We start from the raw sequence: 21993 nt of genomic DNA, 5'->3' as shown, positions 1-21993 counted from the left end.
CTGGTGGTACAACTAGCCCGGGTTCTGAAAATATCAATATTGGCAGTGGATTTGGGTTCACTTTTGACCAAGATCAGATGGAACAAATGTGGCAGCAAATGGCAGCCCAAATCAATAGTTCCATCACAGTAACAGGTGACCCGAACGATAAAAAAGAAGCTTATTGGGACAATTTGGAAAAATGGCTGCTTAAAGGCTATCAAACTCAAGCTAAAGACTTAGGGATGAAGGTAGCACGGCTGGAGTTTATGCTTAAGACTCTTACCCAACAAATGGAAGTTAGTTTTAATCAGAATTTCCACAATTGGTCGGGGCACTTCAACAAAAATCTCAACGACTTATTTATTTCCCGAATCCCCCGCATTGTTAGTGAGCAGGTGAATTTAAGAATCTCTGAACAAACCCAAGAGATTAAAAACTTAGTGCTGCAACAAATGCAAACCGAACTCAATGAGCGTGTTGAGTCCGTCGTTAATCTCAAAGTGTCTAATCAGACTCAAGAAGTTAAGAACCTCGTAGTTCAGCAAATGCAAACTGAACTTGAGCAACGGATTGAGAATGTAGTTAACATCAAAGTTGCCAATCAGTCTACAGAGATTAATACCCAGGTAATTAATCAAATGTCGGCTGATATTGATGAGCGCATTAGTAACTCGGTTAATGTCCAAATCGCCAATCAATCTCAAGAGATCACTAATCAGGTAATTCAGCAACTCCAACATACTATCGATCAGCGTGTTGAGAATGTGGTGAGCATCAAGATTTCCGATCAAACCCAGAATGTGAAGAATCTGGTGATTCAGCAGATGCAAACTTACATCGATCAACGCATCGATAATGTCGTGAACCTGAAAGTGTCTAATCTATCTCAAGATATTAACACTCAAATTGTTCAGCAAATTCAACACGACATGGATCAGCGGATTAATGCGGTAGTTAATCTCAAAATTGCTGACCAAAGCCAAAATATTAAAAATCTGGTCATTCAGCAGATTGAATCTAACATTGATGCTCGCATCAATACGGCTGTTAATCAATCTAGCACTAGCAACGTGCAGTTAGTGACTAATAATATTGTCAACGATCTTGACAATCGCATTAATGTTAGCTTGGATAACAAGATTCTCAACTTCCGTAATGATGTCTCTGCTATAGTCAAAAATGAGCTGAACCAAAACTTCACGCAGAACATCAAAAATACGATTTTTGCAGAATTGAAACAGCAACAATTCTACCTAGATATGAACTTGATCAAGTCAGAAGTTGAGAACTTCTACTCTAATCTTGCACAGTTTGAGAATCAGTTCTATTTACGCATTGAACAAGGGGACACTCAACTGTATAACTGGACGCTGGAACAACTTATTGCTCTCCAAGGTTGCTTAACAGATCGTCAGGCGTTAGTCGATATGTTTGAATCTTTCGCCAATAAACTCAAAGACGAATTAGAGAATGCTGAATGCGTTCGTCCCGATCGTTTTGGTTCTTGGGTAAGAACAGATATGCGGTCACAATTTCAACCTACGCAATCTCCGGGATTACCACAAGGTTAATCAGTAGGTAGACATATATCTTGGGTGTCCGAAGAAAGGAACGAAGCCATCCCAAACCGCAAGCGAATTGCTTCGTTCCTCTATTCGGACATGATGGTATTGATTTATGTTCACCGCCCACTGCTAAAAAAGCTTAATAAATCTAGGGTTCCAGGTAGGCCACCGGGAACCCTAATTTATATGGCATGGGGAATCGGGCATGGGGAATTGGGAATTGGGCATGGGGAATTGGTAACAACAGTCAACAGTCAACAGTCAACAGTCAACAAATTTTATGGGTGAAATCGCCGCTTTAGGCGCTGCATTTGTCTGGGCTCTATCTTCCACCATCTGGCAGCGAGTGGGACAGCAAATCCCGGCAGTGGTGCTAAATTTGCTCAAAGGCGCGATCGCCCTTTTCATGCTCCTTGCCACTGTACTAATTTTAGGCAAACCCTTACCCGCAATCAACCCTAATATTTTAGCAATGCTGCTGATTAGCGGCGGTCTAGGAATTGGCATCGGAGACACCGCTTTCTTTATCGTATTAAAATATTTAGGCGCGAGGCGAACGCTGCTTTTAGAAACCCTATCTCCCCCTTTAACAGCTTTATTGGGCTTAATATTTTTGCAAGAAAAGTTATCGGCCATTGCTTGTACAGGCATTCTTTTAACAATCTGCGGCGTAGCGTGGGTAATTGCAGAACGAACAGCCGAAACAACCTTATCATCAAAACATCTTTGGCAGGGATTAGGTATTAGTTTATTAGGACAAACAACCCACGCCGTTGGAGCAATTTTATCCCGCGCCGCCTTCACTCAAATAGATATCGATCCTCTGTGGACGGCGGCATTGCGTTTGAGCGGCGGTTTGGCAGTCATGCTATGCTTTTTGAAGCCAACAAACCTTGACAGTTTCAAACAATTAAAATCCTCAAAAATATTAGCTGCAATAATTCTGGCAGCTTTTTTAGGAACCTATCTCGGGATTTCCCTGCAACAGACTTCACTGAAATATTCACCCGCAGCAATCGCTCAAACACTCAGTTCTACCAGTCCCCTATTTATACTGCCTTTAGCGGTGCTGGCGGGCGAAAAAGTGAGCCTTCGGGCGGTTTTGGGGGTAGTTGGTGCGATCGGCGGAATCGCCTTATTATTGGGTTTGAAGTGATTAGATTTGAGACAGAAGTGTGGCGTGTTGCTAAAAAGTCAAAAAATAGGCTCTTTCTTAGTTGGTGTCCTTAAATATTAGTTTAAGTAGCCAAAAACGGGTCTTCCATACTTAGTATGCTCAAATATAGCAATCCTCGCATCATTTGTGAATTTCTTACTTCCTCCCCTCGGGTTCGGGGTGGGTTAGGGTGGGGTAAAAAATTTACGACTCCTGCAAGGATTGCTATATTAGTTTAACTAGCCAAAAACTAAACTACGTCTAAATTGACTGTAAAAACGTATCAATTTAAGTTAAATAAGAGTTAAATAATGAGTCAGTTTATTGCCATTGCCCAAGACCTCGAAACTCTGATAGAATAACAACTCCGACAAGTTAAAATAAAACTATCGGGTTCAATTGAGAAGAAAATTGCAACCGCTCGCCAGAAGGAAGAGGAAGTGATTTATGCTTCTCATACTGGGGTAAAAAACTTGGCAGAAATCCGTAAGCATTTTGACGTGATCATCCAGTACATCACGCAGGTAACAGCTAATCCGAATACTTGAAGCTGCAAAAGTGCGATCGCCCTTACATCCCAACTTGTCAAAAAGCGCGATTTAAGGGCGATCGGATATAACCATCAACAACACGGCGATCGAGGAAACGGCACTGCCGTTTCCTGATTTCGGGCTACTCTTACAAATTGCAACTCATATCCCCAGATAATTGACTGAAACGCGCATTTTCCCGATAGTCTACCGGACAATCAATCACGCAAGGGACATCTTGAGCCAGGGCTTCTTTCAGAATCGGAATTAAATCCGTTGCAGCTTCCACTCGATAGCCTTTTAAACCCATACTTTCGGCAAATTTCACAAAATCGGGATTGCCAAATTTGACGAAATCGGAATGACCAAAATAATCTTGCTGCTTCCATTCAATTAAGCCGTAGCCGCCATCATTAAATATCAGCGTCACAAAATTAGTACCGACTCGCAAAGCAGTTTCTAACTCTTGACAGTTCATCATAAAACCACCGTCGCCGGTGGCTGCTATTACTTTGCGATCGGGATAAACGAGTTTTGCAGCCACCGCACCCGGAATCGCAATTCCCATCGCCGCAAAGCCGTTGGAAATCAAACAGGTATTCGGGCGATCGCAATGATAGTGCCGCGCGATCCACATTTTGTGAGCTCCCACATCAGATATCAGAATATCTTCCGGGCCCAGGACTTGCCGCAAATCGTAAATGAGTTTTTGTGGCTTGATCGGGAAACCGTCGTCGGCTGCATATTGTTCGTACCCAGCGCGAATATCCGCCCGCAATTGCTTAGCAAAAGGGTCTACTTTCTCCATGCGATCGGCACGCTGCAAAATTTCATTGAGGGAATCAGAAATATCTCCCACAACTTCTATAAGAGGAATATAACTGCTGTCAATTTCTGCTGGCAAAGATCCAATGTGAATAATCGGAATTTTTCCTTCGGGATTCCACTTCTTCGGGGAATATTCAATCAAATCGTAGCCAACAGCAATCACTAAATCCGTTTCTTCAAAAGCACAACTAATATAATCCCGTTTTTGCAATCCCGTCGTCCACAGTGCCAAAGGATGAGTGTAAGGAATTACACCTTTGCCCATGAAAGTATTAGCTACAGGAATATTCAATCGAGTAGCAAATTGTGTCAAAGCATCGCTGGCGTTAGCGCGGATCGCGCCGTTTCCTACTAAAAGCAGAGGACTTTTGGCCTTGGAAATTGCCACAGCGGCTTTATTCAAGCTTTGGTAAGCGCCAAAAGTTTTTTCGCGGTTGTCTTTGGTGAGCGGAGTTCCTTCAGCCGGCATTGCTGCGATGTTTTCAGGTAAGTCAATGTGAACAGATCCCGGCTTTTCACTTTGAGCTACTTTAAAGGCTTTGCGGACAATTTCTGCCGTCGTGCTGGGGCGAACAATTTGAGCATTCCACTTAGTAACTGGCTCAAACATGGCAACCAAATCTAAATATTGGTGCGATTCTATGTGCATCCTGTCTGTGCCGACTTGTCCGGTAATTGCTATTAAAGGAGCGCCGTCTAAGTTAGCGTCAGCAACTCCTGTCATTAAGTTAGTGGCGCCGGGGCCCAAGGTTGACAAGCAAACGCCGGCTTTGCCGGTGAGACGACCGTAAACGTCGGCCATGAAAGCGGCGCCTTGTTCGTGGCGAGTAGTAATAAATTTAATTGAAGAGTTTCTCAGGGCTTCTAGAATTTCTAAATTTTCTTCTCCCGGAAGTCCGAAGACGTATTCGACGCCTTCATTTTCTAAACATTTTACCAATAGTTGAGCTGTGTTCATTTCCGCTTCTCTCCTCGGTTAATGGGGGTTTGTGGTCTTTTTAAACCGATCGCAAAAATACTAAATGGGAATTTTTAACCGCAGGTAAACGCAGATAAACGCAGACTTATGTAGATTTGTGCGATCGGTTGATAGAGTGGGAGCTTATTTCACCCACACTGTTTTTATGTTAACAAATTCGTGCATTCCTTGGATGCTCAATTCGCGTCCGTAACCGGAGCGTTTGATGCCGCCGAAGGGCAATCTAGGGTCTGATTTTACTAAACCGTTGATGAATACCGCGCCGGCCTCTAGTTCGGAAATAAAGCGATCGCTCTCTGAGTTTACTGTAGTCCAAGCTGACGCACCCAAGCCAAAAGATGTGCTGTTTGCGAGGGCGATCGCCTCATCCATATCTGCCACTCGGAATACTAAAGCTACGGGCCCGAAAAATTCTTCTTGACGGGCAGAGGCATTCGGCGGAATGTCTGCCAGAATAGTTGGCAAGTAGAAATTGCCGGCATTCTCTGACAATGGGCGGCCACCTGTCAGAAGTTTTGCTCCCGATTGGACGCAAGTTTGCACTTGATTGTCCAAGTCTTTGAGGATTGCGGGAGTAGCTAAAGGGCCGATATCAGTTTCTGGCAACATCGGATCGCCTACTTTTAATTGCTGCAATTTTTCGACAAATCCTGTGATGAATTCGTCGGCAATCTCTTCTGCTAAAATAAAGCGTTTGGCGGCGATGCAAGATTGACCGTTATTGAGCATCCGGGATGTCACAGCAGTTGATAAAGCTGCTGCTACATCGGCGCTGGACATCACAATAAAGGGGTCGCTTCCTCCCAATTCCAGCACTACTTTTTTCAAATTTTTGCCCGCATTTGCTGCCAAACTTTCACCCGCTGGTTCGCTACCGGTGAGAGTTGCTGCTTTGATACGATCGTCCGCAACGATATCGGCTACTTTGTCGGCGCCGACTAACAAAGTTTGAAAAACTCCTTCGGGAAAGCCAGCAAGCGTAAAAATTTCTTCGATTTTCAAAGCGCACTGAGGCACGTTGGAAGCGTGTTTGAGCAAGCCGACATTGCCCGCCATCAGTGCTGGCGCCGCAAACCGAAAAACTTGCCAAAATGGGAAATTCCACGGCATAACGGCTAAAATAGGACCCAGCGGTTGGTAGCGGACAAAGCTGCTGCTAGCGTCAGTGGTTGCCGGTACGTCTGCCATAAATTGAGCGGCATTTTTGGCGTAATACCGACAAACTAAGGCGCATTTTTCCACTTCGCCGATCGCAGATTTGAGCGTTTTGCCCATTTCCAGGGTCATCATTTCAGCGTAAATTTCGCGATCTCGCTCCAAGATGTCTGCAGCTTTCTGCATCCACAGGGCTCTCTGCTCAAACGGCAGTTGGCGGTATTTTTTAAAAGCTTGCTGTGCTAATTCCAGCTTAGCTTCTATTACCTCATCCGCGATCGGCTCGAAAGTTTTCAGCGTTTCTCCCGTTGCCGGGTTGATAGTAGCAATAGCCATGGTTTCATCTCCTGTGTGAAAAACACAAAACTCCCTGCTAGTTTTCAGCCTCGGCAGGGAGTTGTATCAAGGTATTACAAAATAGGAATTTACCGGCCACGTTTTCTTTCAGGTCTTGCCAAGTTGCAAGTACCGCGATTTGTTTAAATTTCTATACTTTTAATTATAGTTCAGAGTCTCGATCGCAAATCTTAAGAAAATTTGTCTTTCTGAAATCACGCACAAATCTCAAGAACAGGCTAGACGGCCTGTTCCACAAAAGTTAAATGTTTTTGTGGGGCGTCCCGCCCGCCCCTGACCGCTTTATTCACCATTAATGGTGCAAGATGGATGAAATATCTTGTCGGGTGTCCCGCCCGCCTTGCATTCTCAAGAACAGACCCGACGGCCTGTTCCATTACACATTTCTCAATTCCTCTCCCTCAAACAGACTGTTCCTGGACGTAATCCTGCACGTAAGACTGATAGTAATACCTGCTGCCTTTATCGTTATTCGCCACCATTCCCAACAGCGGAATTCCGGCCATTTTTAAATCTTCAAAAGCCAACAACAGCGCCTCCCGCTCAGTTTGATGCAGCCCCACTACCAGCATCAATCCGTTAGTGTGAGCCGCCAACAAATTCGCATCCGCCAAACCCAAAAGCGGTGCAGTATCGTAAATAACTAAGTCAAAATGACTTGACAAAGCTGCCATTAAATGCGGCATTTTTCGGGAAGAAAGCACCTTTGTGGGATCGAGAGGAACCGGGCCGGAAGTTAACACAAACAAATTTTCATCGCGGGGCGATCGCAAAATCACCTGTTCCACATCCACATCCTCAGCAATCACATTGTGCAAGCCTTGCCAATTCGGTAAACCCAGCATTTCGTGTACCTGCGGGCGCCGCAAATCGGCATCCACTAACAGCACTTGCTGGCCCATTGCAGCAGCCGCCCGCGCCAGATTGACTGCTACAGTAGACTTGCCGTCAGCTACTTGACAAGAAGTAATTACACAAGAATTGATCGGAGTATCAAGGTTGAGTAAGCGAATATTCGCATTGAGCGATCGAAAAGCTTCTTGAAAAGCATCCGTCGGCATCGGCGAAATTGCCACATCCACCGGGCTTGTCTCAGCAGGAGGAAGTCTCAAAATTTTATCGCTAGCAGGAATTACCCCCAACAAAGGCAGGCGAATCGACTGTTTGACATCCTCTGGAGTTTGGAACACCGTTTTATTGTTAAACCGTTCCGCCAACTGCGCCGCCAGCATACCGAACAGCAAACCAGCCAATCCCCCCAAAGCCAAATTCAAAGGCATAATCGGAGCAACAGCCATCAACTCGCCATTTTTGTAGCGCGGAATTTCCGGCTTAGCAATAACTTCCCAAGCCACCTCTTTTTTACCAACAGATTCAAGCTGCAAAGCTTGCTGTTTTGCCAGCAAACCATTCAGCGTATTGTTAGTTAAATCCAACTCGCGCTGCAAATCGGAATAGCGCCGCAATATCACCGGTAATCCTTGAGAGTATTGATTCAACTGCTTAGCAGCTTGTTCCAAAACTTGATTCCGCACGCCCAGCACCTGAATTAAATTAGCAGTACCGATAAACTGCTCGATTAACTTAATCCGCACCGGATCTTGAAAAGCCAGCACTTGCGAATTTACCTTAGCCAAATCAGTTCCCAGAACCTGTTGGGCTTCTTTCTTCAATAAAGGAATCAGGTTTTTGCGCTGTTCTCGCAACAATTGCATTTGCGGAGTTTCGTCTGTAAACGTAGCCGAGTTAATCGCAATTTGCCCTTCTAATTGCTGCAATTGAGTCAGCATCGCTTGATAGCGGGGAGCTTGACTCAGAGCCGAGGCCATCAGCGCTTGCTTCTGGTTCAGTCCGAGCTGATTTTGCAGATTGGAATAGAGCAATCTCTGCTGATTGAGCTGCGTTTGCGCGTCCAATCTTTGCGTTTGAAGTTGGCTGATTTGCTGCGCCAGTTGTTGGGTTTGAATTTGCGGGTCGATGAAATTGTACTGCTGCCGCAATTTTTGAATTTCTGTTTGCAGAGCTTGTTGGCGCTTTCGCTGGTTGGGAATTTGCGATTTCACAAAATCCAGAGTCTGACTAATTTGAGTGGTGGTATCTTGCACGCTGTAGTTGCGGTAGCCTAGCGCCACTTTTTCCAAAACAAACTGAATTTTTTTCGGATCGTAATCCCGATATCTCACTTCGATAATTTTGGTATTTTTGAAGCGATTAATTGACAACCTACTTTCCTGAGAAAACGGCAAATTATCTGCTTTTTGGTTCAAGAGGTAGTTGTAATTTATTTCGGGATACTTAGCCTGCAACTGTTTAATAATCGGCGACATTACTTGCGGGCTTTGCAAAACTTGAATTTGGGATTCGTAGTCAAAACCGGCCTTTTCGGTCGTCGCGGGGCCCGCTGGTTGCAGTTTCAGCTCACCGGAGTATATTTTTGCTAAAGTATTTTGCGTAACCGTTGGTTCTACTAATAATTGAAAGCGCCCTTCGTACTCGCTTTTTTGATTCAGTGTCCAGGCGAAAACTCCGGTAGTCACTGCCGCTGCTACGCCGATGACTAAGATGGAGCGACTCCGGCAAACTTCCCAAAAACTTAACTCTTCTGCCTCGGTTGTGTTTCTGCCTAAAAATTGATCTTCTTCATAAAGCCCAGAATACATTTTTTGCACATCAGCGGCTTTTTTATGATTAAACAGTGCTACTTGAGATTGTTTCCCTGGTTTCATTTGATTTCTACAACTTATTAGTTTAAACGTCTGTATTGGTGGCGGAGTTTCAGGAAATCGGTTGATTCCTAGATATTTCATTACCAAACCGCAATTTTTTCTATAAAGCGGGTTTCTGAGGTGTTAATGCCAGTCTATTCAAATCACCTAAAAATATCGAACAACCGAAATATTCCTAACAGCGGGCTGAGAGGAGCGAGAGTCCCGCCTACATTATCCGAGAACGTAGCGCGACCCGATCGCCTTACCATAATTACATCATTATTTTGCAGTTTGGGATTAGATTCTTCATTGGCTGTTGCAGAAAAATTAACCTTAACATTTAGCTGGGAAACTGTGCCGTTAGGATTGAGGCGAATTAAATCCACCGAATCCATTTGGGCCCGCGCTTTATTAAAACCTCCCGCTGCTACCAGCGCTTGATTTAAAGTAGTGTTTGGCAGCACCGCAATCGCTCCGGGTTTCACGACTTCTCCCACAATGTTCACCTTAATCGTATCCGGTGAAAAATTAGAATTAGCAACTTGTTCGTCTTGGACTGCATCGAGATTTTCGGCTTTGGGAACGATTACCGTATCTCCCTGTTGCAGCGCTAAATCTTGGGATACATCTGCCCCTTCCAAAAGTTGCCACAAATTCACATTAATAATTTGTTCTGTACCCGCCCGTGTCAGGCGGCGAACTTGTATTTGTCTGATATCAGCTACCGGCGTAATGCCGCCCGCCATTTTAATTGCCCTCGTTACAGTTTGCTGCAAAACAGTTTCCCCGCTGTTGGTTTCGCTGGCAGCAAACAAACCAGAATTTTCACCCATTTCATTCTCTTGTACCCTACTTTGAGTCTCTTTTGCCAAAGTATAAGTACCGGGGCGAGTTACTTCGCCCACCACAGCAATATTAATTGGTTGAGTGCTTTGTCCGGTAATGTTAGCTACTGCTAAAGTCGGTGCTTCTTGGCGGTTGAGGCTAGTTACAGTGGGAATAAATATAGTATCGCCGTCGCGCAAAGTCATATCGGCCCGCAAATCGCCGTTTTGCAATAATTCCCACAAATCCACACTAATAATTTGTTCCGGTGCGTTACGTTGGGGGCGCCGGATTTTGATTTGCCGCACGTCTGCTGACTGGGTAATTCCACCGGCCATTCGCAGAGCCCGCGATATCGTTGGCATTTGAGTTCCCATTTGCTCTGCTGTGCCTCCGGGGCCTGCTGCTGAGGATATTGTATAGGCTCCGGGGCGGTTGATTTCGCCCGCGATCGCAATTTGCAAAGGACGCGGTGCCAGCAATTTCAGGGTAATCCAAGGACGTTTGAGGTATTTGCCGTATTTGTCTTTAACAGCATTAGAAGCTTGTTCTAGGGTCATCCCGTACACTGAAACGCTGCCAATTAACGGCAAATTCAGGGAACCGTCTGCCTGTACTTGGTGTTGACCGTTGGGGCCGCTGTATTCCGGGACGTTGAAGATGTCCATTTGAATACGATCGCCCGCTCCCAAAGTGTAAACTTCCGATCGTACACTTGAAGGTGCACTTGCCGGAAATCCCTGAAATCCCGGTGCTACCGGAACCGGTACAGGAACAGGAGAACCCGAAGCGGGAGGAGGAGGAGGAGGAGGAGGAGGCATAAACTGGGCCGCCGCCGGAGATGAACCCACCGCCGCCAGCACTGACACTGTTAAACTTTGGACAATTAAACTTTTGACAGCATTGCTTGCCCAATCACCAAGCTTGCAGCTTTTGCTGGAAATGTCTCCCTGATCCCCTCTCCTTGCAGCAAAGGGGAGAAATTCTTCCCTTTCCCTCTCCGCGAAGGGGAAACAAGGGTGAGATTTTTTCTCAAGTTGCACCTTGCGCGAATCACTTTTCACCACCATCGCTTTTTGCCCCTATCCTCATCCAAGCCCGCCAACATCAAATGTAACCCAACTCTTCTAACTTGCTGAGAACTTTTTTAACACTCTCTTCCACACTTTCTCGCTCTGTGTAACAAATAATCTCAGGATTGAGCGGTTCTTCATAAGGATCGTCAATTCCCGTAAAACCCTTAATTTCTCCTGCTCTGGCCTTAGCGTACAGGCCCTTGACATCGCGACCTTCGCACACTTCTAACGGCGCTGTGATATATACTTCAACAAAATTGGGCTCCATTGCTCTAATTTCGTCGCGAATTGCTCTGTAGGGGCTAATAGCTGCGGTCATTACCGCTACTCCATTGCGGCTCAGCAGGTGAGCGACAAATCCAATCCGCCGAATATTAGTATCTCGGTCTTCTTGGCTAAATCCCAAACCTTTTGACAAGTTGGTGCGAACGACATCTCCATCCAATATTTCAACTTTGCAACCTCTTGCCTTCAATTCGGGTTCGAGAGCTTTGGTGATAGTTGTCTTTCCGGAACCGCTCAGCCCGGTGAACCACAAAATAAAACCTTTTTCCATTTTCAGTTGTTTATTAGTAACTCGGAAACTTTTAAGACGTAAAACTTTATAGATGCTGTTCCCTTTTTTCTATTATCGTTATTCGCGGTGTCAAATTGCCAATATTTGCGCGCACACAATGAGAAATCAAAAGTTGCGATCGCTCCTGCAGTCATTTAGTAACAAAATTGTGCGCTCGCTGCATAATTCCCGATTTATTATTTGTCAAGTCTTTACACACTAAAATTCACTTCGCGATCGCCAACGCCGAACATCTATCCTTAGCGCACTCATCACCTTAATCTAAAATCTAAAATGGTATTGCCCATGTCTTCGGTCTTAAAAGCAGATGTTTTGGTAGTCGGTGGCGGCACCGGCGGCACTGCAGCAGCCGTGCAAGCAGCCCGCCGAGGTGCCAAAACTATTTTAGTAAGCGAATTCCCCTGGCTGGGAGGAATGCTGACTGCAGCAGGCGTTTCTGCCCCCGATGGCAATGAATTAGCAGCTTTTCAAACCGGTTTGTGGGGCGCGTTTCTCCGGGAACTCCAGCAGCGACAGCCGGGAGGCTTGGATTGGGGGTGGGTCAGTTTTTTTACTTACGATCCCCGCACCGGTGCTGAAATTTTCGCTGATTGGGTTAAATGTTTGCCGAACTTGCGCTGGATTTCTGGACAAAAAGCTCAAGATGTGCTGTATGAAGGAGATCGCATTTCTGGCGTTCAGTTTGCAGATTTTACGGTTTCGGCCAAAATCACTTTAGATGCAACGGAATTGGGAGATTTGCTGGCTTTAGCGGAGGTTGGGCACCGCTGGGGTTGGGAATTCCAAGCCGAGTGGGGAGAACCCAGCGCGCCGGCTGCGTCTAATGCTCTCACAGAGAGCTATTCGGTGCAAGCTCCGACTTGGGTGGCCATCATGCAGGATTTTGGTAAAGGTGCGGCCGGGCCAGAAATTCCCGCGCCGCCTGTTGACAATCCCGATCGATTTCTCGGTGCTTGGGACGGTTACACCCCCGAACAATTTCTCAATTACGGCAGGCTGCCAGGCGGATTGTTGATGATTAATTGGCCGATTCGAGGTAATGATTATGGTGAAGGGGTCGATCGACTCATTAAATCTGAAGCATCTCGACAAGAATTCCTGCAAGAAAGTCTCTGGCATACTCAAAGTTTCGCCCGCTTCATTCAAACGCAACTCGGCCCCCGCTACGGCTTAGCACAGAATATTTTCCCGATTTCCACGATCGAAAATCCACAAACTTCTCCTCTTCTTGGTGCTTTCGCCTTACATCCTTACTACCGAGAAAGTCGCCGCTTGCGAGGGATGAGTACAGTCACAGAACAAGATATTTTGCCTATTGTCGGCGGAAGAGTCGCGAAGTTGCCGATAAATTCTGAGGGCATTTGTGAAACAATTGCGATCGGCAATTATGCCAATGACCACCACTACCCCAGTGGCGACATTCCCTTACAGCCCAAATCCATTCGCTGGGGCGGCCGCTGGACGGGAACTCCGTTTACCATTCCTTACAGCGCGCTAATTCCTGCGAGTACAGACGGTTTGCTAGTCTGCGAAAAAAATATTTCCGTCTCTCACATCGCCAACGGTGCAACTCGCTTGCAGCCGACGGTAATGAATATTGGACAGGCGGCGGGGATGGCGGCGGCTTTGTGCGCGGAATCTGGATGTCAGCCGCGGGAGTTGCCGGTGAGGGTTTTGCAGGAAGCTTTGCTGCAAGATTCCGAGGCGAGTGCGGCAGTTATTCCCTTATTTAATTTGACACGGGATCGATCGGACTGGCTCGACTGGCAACGCTATTATCTCGATCGACCTGAAGCATATCCCGCCAGCGGCGAATGTCAGGAGTCAGTAGAGAAACAAAGCAGTCAAACAGCAAATACCCACAGCCTATTTTCTGGCATTTTCCGTCGCCTCGGCGAACAAGACTGGACACTAACACTGACAAGCCCCGCATCCTTAGCCGGTCAAACTTGGCAACTCGTGACTTTGAACTCGGAAACCGACAGATTTTTACACAATTGTGAAACCGAAAAGCCTCTGACAGTATGGGGCAGGCTGAATTCCGCAGGTGCTTGGCTGCTGGCGGAATCCGTAGAGTTGAAGAAGTAAGGTTTTTTGCAGAGATCCGAAAAATTCACAGAAATTTATCCTGATCGATCGGGGAGAGTCCGTATCAGTTAATAGACAATGACACGGATACTAACCCCATGCAAACTTACACACCAATTGCTTTACAGAGTCTTTTGGGCGTTACTTTGAGCGCCACTGTCGTTCGAGCCTTTGAATCCCTCGTCGGACTGCTCGAAGTTGCCACCGCTCCATACATTTTATCCGCCAAAACCGAACAAAGGGGCGATCGTTCTCCAGAAAGAGGCAGCGGACGCCGAGAGTTCATTGAGCCTAATCTTTACACTCATCAACTACAAGCATTTTAATGACATTGGACGAAAGCGATTTCCGTTATTGAGTTAGTTTCTGCCGCCCGTGTCGAGCGCTCAATCTGATTTCCTGGGATGCTAGTTTTTCAGGTTTCCAAGGCAACTGCATTTCTTGTTTACAGTCATTAGGATCTTCTTTTATGTGAGTGATGATAGCATATAAACCTTAAACCGCCATCTATCGAGAGATTGAATCTCGTATTTGGCGGTTTTGTATATTATTGCAACCTTTTGGGTAGTGCAATTAGGATTTTTTTTATTAATGAAGCCCGAGATTTTATTTATTCCATTTTACATCGACTTCTGACAGATATCATAGATCAGATGCTACGCATCTAAAGTGTCTATTGCTTCGGGAGGGGGAGAGGGTGAGGGAAAGATAATTTTCTGCTTTTTATAATACAAGGATTTTAGGGGAAAATTTAAATGCGCGATAGCTTAACTAAAGCCTGATTCCTTCTTCCTTTTTCCTTCTTCTTCCTTATGACTCCTGATTCCTGATTCCTGATTCTATAGTTTGATAATTTCAGGGAAATTCATCCTGATCAGCCTGGGTAAATGTCGTATCTCTAAATAGATACTGAGACGAATACTACCCATGAAAACCTACACAGCAATTGCTTTACTGAGCCTGTTGGGCATTACCTTGAGTGCCAGCGCCGCTCAAGCTTTTGAATCTTCACTCCCCATGGTCGAAACTGCCACCGCCCAATATATGTTGTCAGCCCAAACTCAACAAAAGGGCGAGCGCGGTCCTGAGAAGGGCCGCCGCAGGGATTGTACTGAGCCTAATATTTACACTCATCCGCTACAAGATTTCTAATGGCACTGGACGCAAGTGATGACCACAACTGAGTTGCTTCTGGCCGTTCATTCGATCGCTCGATCGGATTTTCTGGGATTCTAGTTTTTCACGTTAAACGACAACTGCACTTTTTGTGGACAGTTCTTTTGTGGACAGTTCTTAGGAGATTCTTTTTTGTGTAAAAAATGGTAGCATACAAACCTGCAACCGCCATCTACCTAGAGATATATTCTAGTATGTGGCGGTTTTGTATTGAAAACTCTCCAATTAAACAGGAATTACCCACAGGCATGGGCTCATCCGGGTTTTTCAACCGATATCCGTCGCCTTCCACCCCTTATTGTAGTCGATCGAACCGGGTTTCGGCATCCATGACTATTCAAAAATTATCACCTCAGAGTCGCCTCAGATTCCTGGGAGCGCAACAGTTCCTCAGATTCCTGGGAGCGCAACAGTTATTTACCTTCTCCCCGCCCAAAGTACGGTTTAATTTTCAACCCCTGCACTATAATTAACTTGCGATAACTAACTTATATATAGGTACACTGTCAGCGCAGAGGGTGCAGCAATCTACTTAAATTGGCCACCAATAAGAACCACTTATGCGGTGTGGATAGCCTTTAAGCCCATGCCCCTGTTACCTCAGGGAAATTAACTAACCTGAATATTAGGGTAGCTGGCAAGCTTTCCGGCGACAGTCGGCTATGCTTGATTCGGCGCTCTCGCAATAATTTAATGGAGGATGAAAAAATGCCTCCTAATTTGGCTATTTCGGGGATAGTGATGAAAAATGACTCTTTGGATCTGGTCAAAAGCCTCAGCCCTAGTGCAATGGATCAGATCATGCTATATCTGGCGTTTAGCGCCATGAGAACCAGTGGGCACAGGCACGGGGCGTTTCTAGACGCGGCCGCAACGGCGGCTAAGTGTGCCATTTATATGACTTATATGGAGCAGGACAACAACCTGCGGATGACCGGGCACTTGCATCACATTGAGCCTAAACGGGTGAAGGTGATTGTTGAGGAAGTCCGGGAAGCTCTGACTCAGGGAAAATTGCTGAAAATGTTGGGTTCCCAAGAACCTAGATATTTGATTCAGTTTCCTTATGTCTGGTTGGAACAGTATGGTTGGATGCCGGGACGCCCTCGCATTCCGGGAAACAATTTGACTGTAGATGAAAAAAAATATCTCGAAGGCAAGATCCCTCCTAATCCGCCTGACGCTCAACTGATCAATTCTTTTCAGTTTATGGAGCTGATCGAGTTTCTGCACAGGCGATCGCAAGAAGATATGTCTCCAGAAAGGCGAATGCCTTTGAGCGAAGCTCTAGCAGAACACATTAAGCGGCGCTTGATCTATTCTGGGACAGTCACTCGCATTGATTCTCCTTGGGGAATGCCGTTTTATGCCCTCACCCGCGCTACTTACTCTCCCGCAGAGCAGGAAGAGCGAACATTTACTATGGTTGAGGATACGGCTAGATATTTCCGGCTGATGAAGGATTGGGCGGAAAAACAACCGAAGGTGATGCGAATTATGGAGACTTTGGATATTCCGCCGGAACGCCTCGACCAAGCCCTTGAGGAATTAGATGAAATTATTCGCAATTGGGCCGATCGCTATCACAAGCGGGGCGAACCGACGATGATTTTACAAATGGTTTTTGGGCCGCAAGACGACGCTTAGTTTGATTAACTATTAATCATTAGTCATGAGTTGATTGCTTGAGACTAATGACTAATGATTAATAGCTAATAGCTCGCGAGGCAGAAACCGGGTTTCTCTGGAAAAATACTGCGTTAAGGCCTTGAATTATCGTAACAAACCCGGTTTCTTTGGTCGCTAGTGCGTCCGAGATTAACTAAGCTAAAAAAGCTCTCCAGGTCGCCGCTAAAATAATCGCTGCGATCGCTCCTATGAGTGTATTAAAAAAATTTACCAACTCGTTCGTCAGCCACTCAAACTTTGATTGCACCGTCGCCCCAATCACACTCTCGATGTTCGTGGCAATAAAAGCTGCAACTACACAAAAAAGAATTCCTGTCCAGTCAATTAAACCGACGGCCCAACTTAAAAGCGCGATCAAAATTGAGCCGACAATACCTGCGATCGTTCCTTCCAAACTAACTGCCCCTTCCGTACCCCTAGGTACAGGCTGCAAGCTGGTAATCAAAAAAGTGCGCTTTCCGTAAGCTTTGCCGATTTCGCTGGCGCAGGTATCGGAAAGTTTGGTGCAAAAACTCGCCGCGTAACCCAGCAATAACAGCGAAATAGCATCTTGTGGCACAGACATTTTGCCTGTCTCTCCTAAAATAGATAATGCCAAAACTCCCAAAGCGCAAAGAGTGGCGGTTAAAGCCGAACCCCAGACATTTTCTGGGCCTCGGGCGCCTGAACGTTTTTCGGCTATGCCTTCTGCTTCTTTTTGGGCTTTGCCGATGCGGGTAACTCCCGATCCGACAAGAAAGTAAAACATCACCACAGCATAGCCTTGCCATCCCAAACAGCCCCAGATGAGGACGCCCAATACCCAGCCGTGAAATTGGCCAGCGGGAGTGAGCAATTTTTTAGGAGCAATGGTGGCGATCGCGATTAAAACTGTATTTAGGGCGATCGCCACCAACCAAGGATTAGACCAAGATAAATAATTAAAGAACAATTCTGAATTCTGCATTTAGTACCTCCATGAACCAAGTCTTATTTCATCTTGCCTTCCCGGTGACCGATATTGCCCAAACCAAAGCGTTCTACGTAGACGGGCTCGGCTGCGAACTAGGTCGCGAATCGCCTAATTCTGCGATTATGGGTTTGTGCGGTCATCAAATTGTCGCCCACGTCAGCCGCGAACCTTTGACGCCTCAGCGAGGCATCTATCCCCGGCATTTTGGGTTAATTTTTACTTCCGAAGCTGACTGGGAAGCGTTGTTAGAGAAAGCCCAGCAAAACAACTTAAATTTCTATCAAGAACCGAGACGGCGATTTGTCGGTTTGCCTACAGAACACCGTACTTTCTTCTTAGAAGACCCTTTCCACAATATACTTGAGTTCAAGTATTATTGTGAAGCTGAAGCAATTTTTGGTCGCAGCGAATACGCTGAAGTTGGCGATACAGTTTAGTAGTAGCCTCTCACGGTGCGTCAGTCGATTTTAGATTTTAGATTTTAAATTTTAGATTGAAGAATTGGCTCCACTGTGATGAAATTCTTGTGGGGAGTAGGGGTTGGGCGTCCCGCCCGCCCCAAAAATACAATTTAGATACGGGACAGCTTATTTTAATAAAAAGTATCTGCTGACGTACACTACAAGTTAATTATTAATTTTCAATGGTTCTGACAGTGCTTCAGCCACAGCTTTTAAACTGCTGGAATGCCTCGCCATCATGGCATGGGCGAAAACAGACAATTTTACTTCTTTGGCAGCAGATATTTGGGAACTAGAAGCAGGTACGATGATGAAATCCCAATCTGTCCAAATCGAAGTAAAATTGAGCTTTTCCAACAAGGCAGCATCTCGATTTAAATCTTCCAGAAAAGCACTGCCAGGACGCATTTGGACGCAGCCTTTTCCCCAGAGAGTGTAAGCCATCCAAGTACCGCTGTGAGGAGAAGATATGGCAATAAAGCGCTGCACTCGGTTAATGCCACCTAACCTTTGCAGGTAGTAGCGAGTTACTAAACCGCCCATGCTCAATCCTACTATATCTAAATGCTGTGCGGGCGCAAAGGTTTTGTCTATATAATCTGCTATTTGTTGGGCTAATTCGTCTATGCTGGCGTTGCCCCAATAGGGCGAGAGATTGAGGGTATAGACTGACCATCCCAGTTGGGTGAGGTAGGCAGACATTTTGTAAAAAATTCCAGATTTGCGGAAGATTCCGTGAATGAGCAAGACTGGGTTGCGGCTGAAATTGCTATTCATTTTTAAGTGGGAATTTTATTTTCAATAGGTGCTTTGAGTTCTTCAACTATTGCGTTAATACTTAGGGGTTCTGTCACCATTTGGCGGTGCAGCAAAACGTTGACTTTAACTTCTTTACCTACTGGCATTTGGGAGCTGTTCGCCGGTACAATCATTATGTCAAATGGCGTCCACATTGATGTAAAGTTTATGCGTTTGAGCATTGTCACATCTTGATTCAAATCGCGCAGCAAGCCACTATCGGGGCGCATATCCAGGTATCCTGGTAGGCGTAGGGAATAAGCGGTGAGGGTGCCGTGGTGGGGGGAAGATAGGGTGATGAAACGCTGTACGCGGTTGATTCCTCCGAGTCGCTGGACGTAGTAGCGGCTGACGATGCCGCCCATGCTGTAGCCTACTATGTCTAAAGGCTGTTCTGGATCGAAGGTTTCAGAGATGTAGTCTGCGAGTTGCTTGGCCAGTAAGTCAAGGCCGAGGCTGCCATCGTTGGGGGTGAGGTTGAGGCTGTGGACTGACCATCCGAGTTGAGTGAGGCGGGCGGACATTGTGTTGAAAATAATCTTTGTGTCCCAGATGCCGTGTAGGAGGATGACGGGATTGCGATTGAGCGAACTGTTCATTTGAAAAGAAAATTGCTTGGTGATTAAAGCATAAATCACTGCCCTAGGGAGTGTGACCCGTACTAGGACAGCTAGCCAATCGGATCGAGGTACGATCGGCAATGAGTAAGAATCCCTAACAAATTCTGAGATACTTTGTAAATAAGTGCAAAGCACTGTGAGTATTCATACCTAAAATTTGCTTTGATGAGGTAGCTTAAATATAGGCAAATGTAAATTTTGATGAATAAATGTAGACAAAGGTTGCCCTACCTCGTAATCTAACTTTGTTGACAAGCTTGTACAAATTTCTCTAAAAGAACAAAAGGAGTAAGTCTAATGTTTGGTTTTATCACAAATTTCTTCGGCGGTATTTTCGGCTTTTTCGGCAGACTGTTGGGCTTGAAAAAGTCTGAATATTTCCTAGATTTGGGCGAATCTGGAGCTAAGGAACCAGCAAAAGTTGCGCCTGCGAAGGCTGAGCCTGTTGCGATCGCCCCGGCAAAAGTTGAGCCTGTTAAGTCTGAGAAGTCTGACAAGCCTGAGAAGTCTGAACCAGCTAAAAAGGCTAAGGTAGAGAAAAAGTCTAAGAAAGAAAAGGAACCAGTCGCTAGCGCTCCTGCTAATAATGCGGAACCCGCTAAGATACCTGCTGCTGCAACTAACGGGAAAGTGCCGAGTCAAGCTGAAGCCAATCGCACTTTTGCTCCTAATAATTTAATGCCGACACCAAATGGAAGTCGTCGAACCCCTGGCCCCAGCATGAACAATTTCCGGGAAATGGCCCGTCAGGTGAAAACGAAATAGGAAATTTGGAATTTATAATAGGGAATTGGGCATGGGATAATTCCCAATGCTGGCGTTAACAAATTAAAAATGAGATTCCTCATTTTTAATTTTAACTCTTTGTTCTATTCCCTATTTTCTGGGTTTCTGAGGAAGGCTAATCCGCTGTATAGCTGAAAAGCTGAGTCCCAAGGAGTTTCGGATTTGCGCTCGACTTCTATATGAGATTCGATCTTGCTCAACATATTAGTGTAATCGAGCACTGTCTCGGCAAAGGGTGTAAATTCTGACCAAACTGTAACGTCAAGCTGGCGATCGAATATTTCCAGTAAGTGATTCCAGTTAATGCGGGTGGTACTTTGAGGAATTTGTTGAGAGTTTTTGACTCTCGATGTTTTGTTTTTCTGGTTCGGTAAAGTGGGGAGCTCGGCTGAAGCTTTGGTGAAGTCAACTCCTTGTTGAAATTCGTAACTTTGGTCGCAAATTCGCAGAATGCAGTTTCTGCTGGGAATGTGTAAGTCACAGATTTGAGCGTAATCTTGCCTGATTTCTCTGTGGCGAAATTGGTCTGTTCTTCGGTTGGGGGAGTAGTCCATGACTTCGATGAACATCGGCAACAAGCCTTCTACTCTTTGGGTAACTTCTGACCAGTTAAATTCGATCGCACCGAGTCGATCTAATTTATCTTTGCAAACAACGGCTGGGGAAGAGAGAGACTGGAAGTGTTGCACTCGGAAGATTTGGATTTTTTGAATATCGCTTAGGGTTGCCCAAAATACGGGAATGCCGGCGTTGAGGAGTTCTTGACCGTAAATTCGGAGTTCGGCGATGGGGCCAGTTTTGTAAAGTCTCCAGCCGCGACTTTGGATTTGCATCCGGGTTGTGTAGGCGTCGATTTTAAAGATTCTGCTGATATTTTGAATGGCTGCGGGTTTTTTTTCGGGGCTAACTGGTTCGAGGATAAGGAGTCCGGGTTCGAGGTTGCTGGGGTCGTTTTTGGCGGTTTCTATGGCTTGTTGGCGGAGGTTTTGTTGTGCGGTTTCAATCCGTTGAATAGCTTGGCGGGTCTGGGAGACGATTTTGGCGTTGGTGATGTCGCGGAGTATTTGTTTGTAGGTTGTTTGGGCTTTTTCGAGATTGTTGGTGAGTTCGTAGTAGCGGGCGATATAGTATTGTACCCACGGATTTTCGGGGGATTCTTTTTGTAGTTGTTTGATGAGTTGGGCAGCTTGTTTGTAGTCTTTACCCTCTAGGGCGGCGGCTATTTGGTTGATGTCTGTCATGGCGGTTGCGGGAATGGCGTTGTTTCTATCTTGGCTGATGTTTGGTTGGTTCCGCCACTGGTTAACAATTTTGGCTCTTGTGTTAACTTATAGATATGATATGCCGGAAACAAACAATGGTGGAACAAAAAGTAACTTACACGCTTGAAGTCAATGGTAAGTTTATTATCATTGAAAATGTTCCTGCTAGAGTGTGTGTGGAAACGGGAGAGCGATTTTTTTCACCTGAGACTGGGGAACGGTTACAGAAGATGATTTGGGAAGATAGAAAGCCGACTAGGGTGATTGAAACACCTGTTTTTGAATTTGCTTAGGGGTTAGTTAAAGTTCAGCTAAAGCTAATTGGAATTTATGCTTAAGGTGTAAGTAGGGCTTGCTGAATAAGTTAAGAAAAATCACGATAGCAATTGAGGAATGATTCAAGTTCAGCGACACATAATTTTT

General features: G+C 45.7%; 18 protein-coding genes and 1 pseudogene. 10 read left to right on the top strand and 9 right to left on the bottom strand.

Going from position 1 to position 21993, the window contains the following annotated elements; translation table 11 throughout:
• The 3 genes and pseudogenes from QUB14_RS12135 to QUB14_RS12125 form a co-directional block, all read left to right on the top strand.
• Positions 1-1553, top strand: a pseudogene (locus QUB14_RS12135) (hypothetical protein); the annotation flags it as partial.
• 24 nt (positions 1554-1577) lie between these two features.
• Positions 1578-1835, top strand: a complete 258-nt coding sequence (locus QUB14_RS12130) for a hypothetical protein (RefSeq protein WP_333217224.1) — start codon at positions 1578-1580, stop codon at positions 1833-1835.
• A complete protein-coding gene (locus QUB14_RS12125; RefSeq protein ID WP_333217223.1) occupies positions 1828-2703 on the top strand; it encodes a DMT family transporter in 876 nt (291 codons plus the stop codon). The genes QUB14_RS12130 and QUB14_RS12125 overlap by 8 nt, the downstream gene beginning before the upstream one ends.
• Before the next feature lie 678 nt (positions 2704-3381).
• On the opposite strand, the gene QUB14_RS12120 is transcribed toward QUB14_RS12125, so the two are convergent.
• The 5 genes from QUB14_RS12120 to cysC form a co-directional block, all read right to left on the bottom strand.
• Positions 3382-5019: an acetolactate synthase large subunit gene (locus QUB14_RS12120; RefSeq protein ID WP_190656732.1), complete on the bottom strand. Its 1638-nt coding sequence runs from the start codon at positions 5017-5019 to the stop codon at positions 3382-3384.
• A 144-nt stretch (positions 5020-5163) separates the two neighbouring features.
• A complete protein-coding gene (locus tag QUB14_RS12115) occupies positions 5164-6531 on the bottom strand; it encodes an NAD-dependent succinate-semialdehyde dehydrogenase (RefSeq protein ID WP_333217222.1) in 1368 nt (455 codons plus the stop codon).
• Positions 6532-6953: 422 nt separating this feature from the next.
• The gene (locus QUB14_RS12110) at positions 6954-9278 is read right to left on the bottom strand and encodes a polysaccharide biosynthesis tyrosine autokinase (RefSeq protein WP_333217221.1); all 2325 of its coding nucleotides are present in this window, start codon (positions 9276-9278) and stop codon (positions 6954-6956) included.
• A 143-nt stretch (positions 9279-9421) separates the two neighbouring features.
• A complete protein-coding gene (locus QUB14_RS12105; protein ID WP_333217220.1) occupies positions 9422-11155 on the bottom strand; it encodes an SLBB domain-containing protein in 1734 nt (577 codons plus the stop codon).
• Positions 11156-11192: 37 nt separating this feature from the next.
• Positions 11193-11723: an adenylyl-sulfate kinase gene (gene cysC / locus QUB14_RS12100; RefSeq protein ID WP_190656752.1), complete on the bottom strand. Its 531-nt coding sequence runs from the start codon at positions 11721-11723 to the stop codon at positions 11193-11195.
• A gap of 300 nt (positions 11724-12023) precedes the next feature.
• On the opposite strand from cysC, the gene QUB14_RS12095 reads away from it, so the two are divergent.
• From QUB14_RS12095 to hetR, 4 genes are all read left to right on the top strand, one after another.
• The gene (locus QUB14_RS12095) at positions 12024-13826 is read left to right on the top strand and encodes an FAD-dependent oxidoreductase (protein ID WP_333217219.1); all 1803 of its coding nucleotides are present in this window, start codon (positions 12024-12026) and stop codon (positions 13824-13826) included.
• Positions 13827-13924: 98 nt separating this feature from the next.
• Positions 13925-14152 carry a heterocyst-inhibiting protein PatX gene (gene patX / locus QUB14_RS12090; RefSeq protein ID WP_333217218.1) on the top strand — a complete coding sequence of 76 codons (228 nt, stop codon included), beginning with the start codon at positions 13925-13927 and terminating at the stop codon, positions 14150-14152.
• Positions 14153-14753: 601 nt separating this feature from the next.
• Positions 14754-14978, top strand: a complete 225-nt coding sequence (locus QUB14_RS12085; protein WP_333217217.1) for a hypothetical protein — start codon at positions 14754-14756, stop codon at positions 14976-14978.
• Positions 14979-15743: 765 nt separating this feature from the next.
• Positions 15744-16649 (top strand): heterocyst differentiation master regulator HetR, encoded by a 906-nt coding sequence (gene hetR / locus QUB14_RS12080; RefSeq protein ID WP_333034952.1) that lies wholly within the window; start codon positions 15744-15746, stop codon positions 16647-16649.
• Between the two features lie 175 nt (positions 16650-16824).
• On the opposite strand, the gene QUB14_RS12075 is transcribed toward hetR, so the two are convergent.
• Positions 16825-17637 carry a TIGR00297 family protein gene (locus QUB14_RS12075; protein ID WP_333217216.1) on the bottom strand — a complete coding sequence of 271 codons (813 nt, stop codon included), beginning with the start codon at positions 17635-17637 and terminating at the stop codon, positions 16825-16827.
• An 11-nt stretch (positions 17638-17648) separates the two neighbouring features.
• Between QUB14_RS12075 and QUB14_RS12070 the strand changes: the two genes are divergently transcribed.
• Positions 17649-18080, top strand: coding sequence for a VOC family protein (locus QUB14_RS12070; protein ID WP_006632256.1), 432 nt, complete (start codon positions 17649-17651; stop codon positions 18078-18080).
• 189 nt (positions 18081-18269) lie between these two features.
• Here the strand turns inward: QUB14_RS12070 and QUB14_RS12065 are convergent, their stop codons facing one another.
• Complete coding sequence (locus QUB14_RS12065; protein WP_333217215.1) at positions 18270-18881, bottom strand: alpha/beta fold hydrolase; 612 nt, start codon at positions 18879-18881, stop codon at positions 18270-18272.
• Between the two features lie 2 nt (positions 18882-18883).
• The gene (locus QUB14_RS12060) at positions 18884-19501 is read right to left on the bottom strand and encodes a triacylglycerol lipase (RefSeq protein WP_333217214.1); all 618 of its coding nucleotides are present in this window, start codon (positions 19499-19501) and stop codon (positions 18884-18886) included.
• A 318-nt stretch (positions 19502-19819) separates the two neighbouring features.
• On the opposite strand from QUB14_RS12060, the gene QUB14_RS12055 reads away from it, so the two are divergent.
• Positions 19820-20287 (top strand): hypothetical protein, encoded by a 468-nt coding sequence (locus tag QUB14_RS12055; protein ID WP_333217213.1) that lies wholly within the window; start codon positions 19820-19822, stop codon positions 20285-20287.
• 104 nt (positions 20288-20391) lie between these two features.
• Here the strand turns inward: QUB14_RS12055 and QUB14_RS12050 are convergent, their stop codons facing one another.
• Positions 20392-21549, bottom strand: a complete 1158-nt coding sequence (locus QUB14_RS12050; RefSeq protein ID WP_333217212.1) for a tetratricopeptide repeat protein — start codon at positions 21547-21549, stop codon at positions 20392-20394.
• Positions 21550-21644: 95 nt separating this feature from the next.
• Here QUB14_RS12050 and QUB14_RS12045 point away from each other — a divergent pair, with 95 nt between their 5' ends.
• Positions 21645-21863, top strand: coding sequence for a YgiT-type zinc finger protein (locus tag QUB14_RS12045; protein WP_333217211.1), 219 nt, complete (start codon positions 21645-21647; stop codon positions 21861-21863).
• Positions 21864-21993 lie beyond the last annotated feature (130 nt).

This window comes from Microcoleus sp. B3-D2 (genome assembly GCF_036705345.1).
Lineage (GTDB): Bacteria > Cyanobacteriota > Cyanobacteriia > Cyanobacteriales > Microcoleaceae > Microcoleus.
This window is presented reverse-complemented; position numbering and strand designations above follow the sequence as displayed.

Bases quoted from the DNA above. Each gene is read 5' to 3' on its own strand.
- QUB14_RS12125 (WP_333217223.1), top strand. From the start codon at position 1,828: ATGGGTGAAATCGCCGCTTTAGGCGCTGCATTTGTCTGGGCTCTATCT.
- QUB14_RS12120 (WP_190656732.1), bottom strand. From the start codon at position 5,019: ATGAACACAGCTCAACTATTGGTAAAATGTTTAGAAAATGAAGGCGTC.
- QUB14_RS12115 (WP_333217222.1), bottom strand. From the start codon at position 6,531: ATGGCTATTGCTACTATCAACCCGGCAACGGGAGAAACGCTGAAAACT.
- QUB14_RS12110 (WP_333217221.1), bottom strand. From the start codon at position 9,278: ATGAAACCAGGGAAACAATCTCAAGTAGCACTGTTTAATCATAAAAAA.
- QUB14_RS12105 (WP_333217220.1), bottom strand. From the start codon at position 11,155: ATGGTGGTGAAAAGTGATTCGCGCAAGGTGCAACTTGAGAAAAAATCT.
- QUB14_RS12095 (WP_333217219.1), top strand. From the start codon at position 12,024: ATGTCTTCGGTCTTAAAAGCAGATGTTTTGGTAGTCGGTGGCGGCACC.
- patX (WP_333217218.1), top strand. From the start codon at position 13,925: ATGCAAACTTACACACCAATTGCTTTACAGAGTCTTTTGGGCGTTACT.
- QUB14_RS12085 (WP_333217217.1), top strand. From the start codon at position 14,754: ATGAAAACCTACACAGCAATTGCTTTACTGAGCCTGTTGGGCATTACC.
- hetR (WP_333034952.1), top strand. From the start codon at position 15,744: ATGAAAAATGACTCTTTGGATCTGGTCAAAAGCCTCAGCCCTAGTGCA.
- QUB14_RS12075 (WP_333217216.1), bottom strand. From the start codon at position 17,637: ATGCAGAATTCAGAATTGTTCTTTAATTATTTATCTTGGTCTAATCCT.
- QUB14_RS12070 (WP_006632256.1), top strand. From the start codon at position 17,649: ATGAACCAAGTCTTATTTCATCTTGCCTTCCCGGTGACCGATATTGCC.
- QUB14_RS12065 (WP_333217215.1), bottom strand. From the start codon at position 18,881: ATGAATAGCAATTTCAGCCGCAACCCAGTCTTGCTCATTCACGGAATC.
- QUB14_RS12060 (WP_333217214.1), bottom strand. From the start codon at position 19,501: ATGAACAGTTCGCTCAATCGCAATCCCGTCATCCTCCTACACGGCATC.
- QUB14_RS12055 (WP_333217213.1), top strand. From the start codon at position 19,820: ATGTTTGGTTTTATCACAAATTTCTTCGGCGGTATTTTCGGCTTTTTC.
- QUB14_RS12050 (WP_333217212.1), bottom strand. From the start codon at position 21,549: ATGACAGACATCAACCAAATAGCCGCCGCCCTAGAGGGTAAAGACTAC.
- QUB14_RS12045 (WP_333217211.1), top strand. From the start codon at position 21,645: ATGATATGCCGGAAACAAACAATGGTGGAACAAAAAGTAACTTACACG.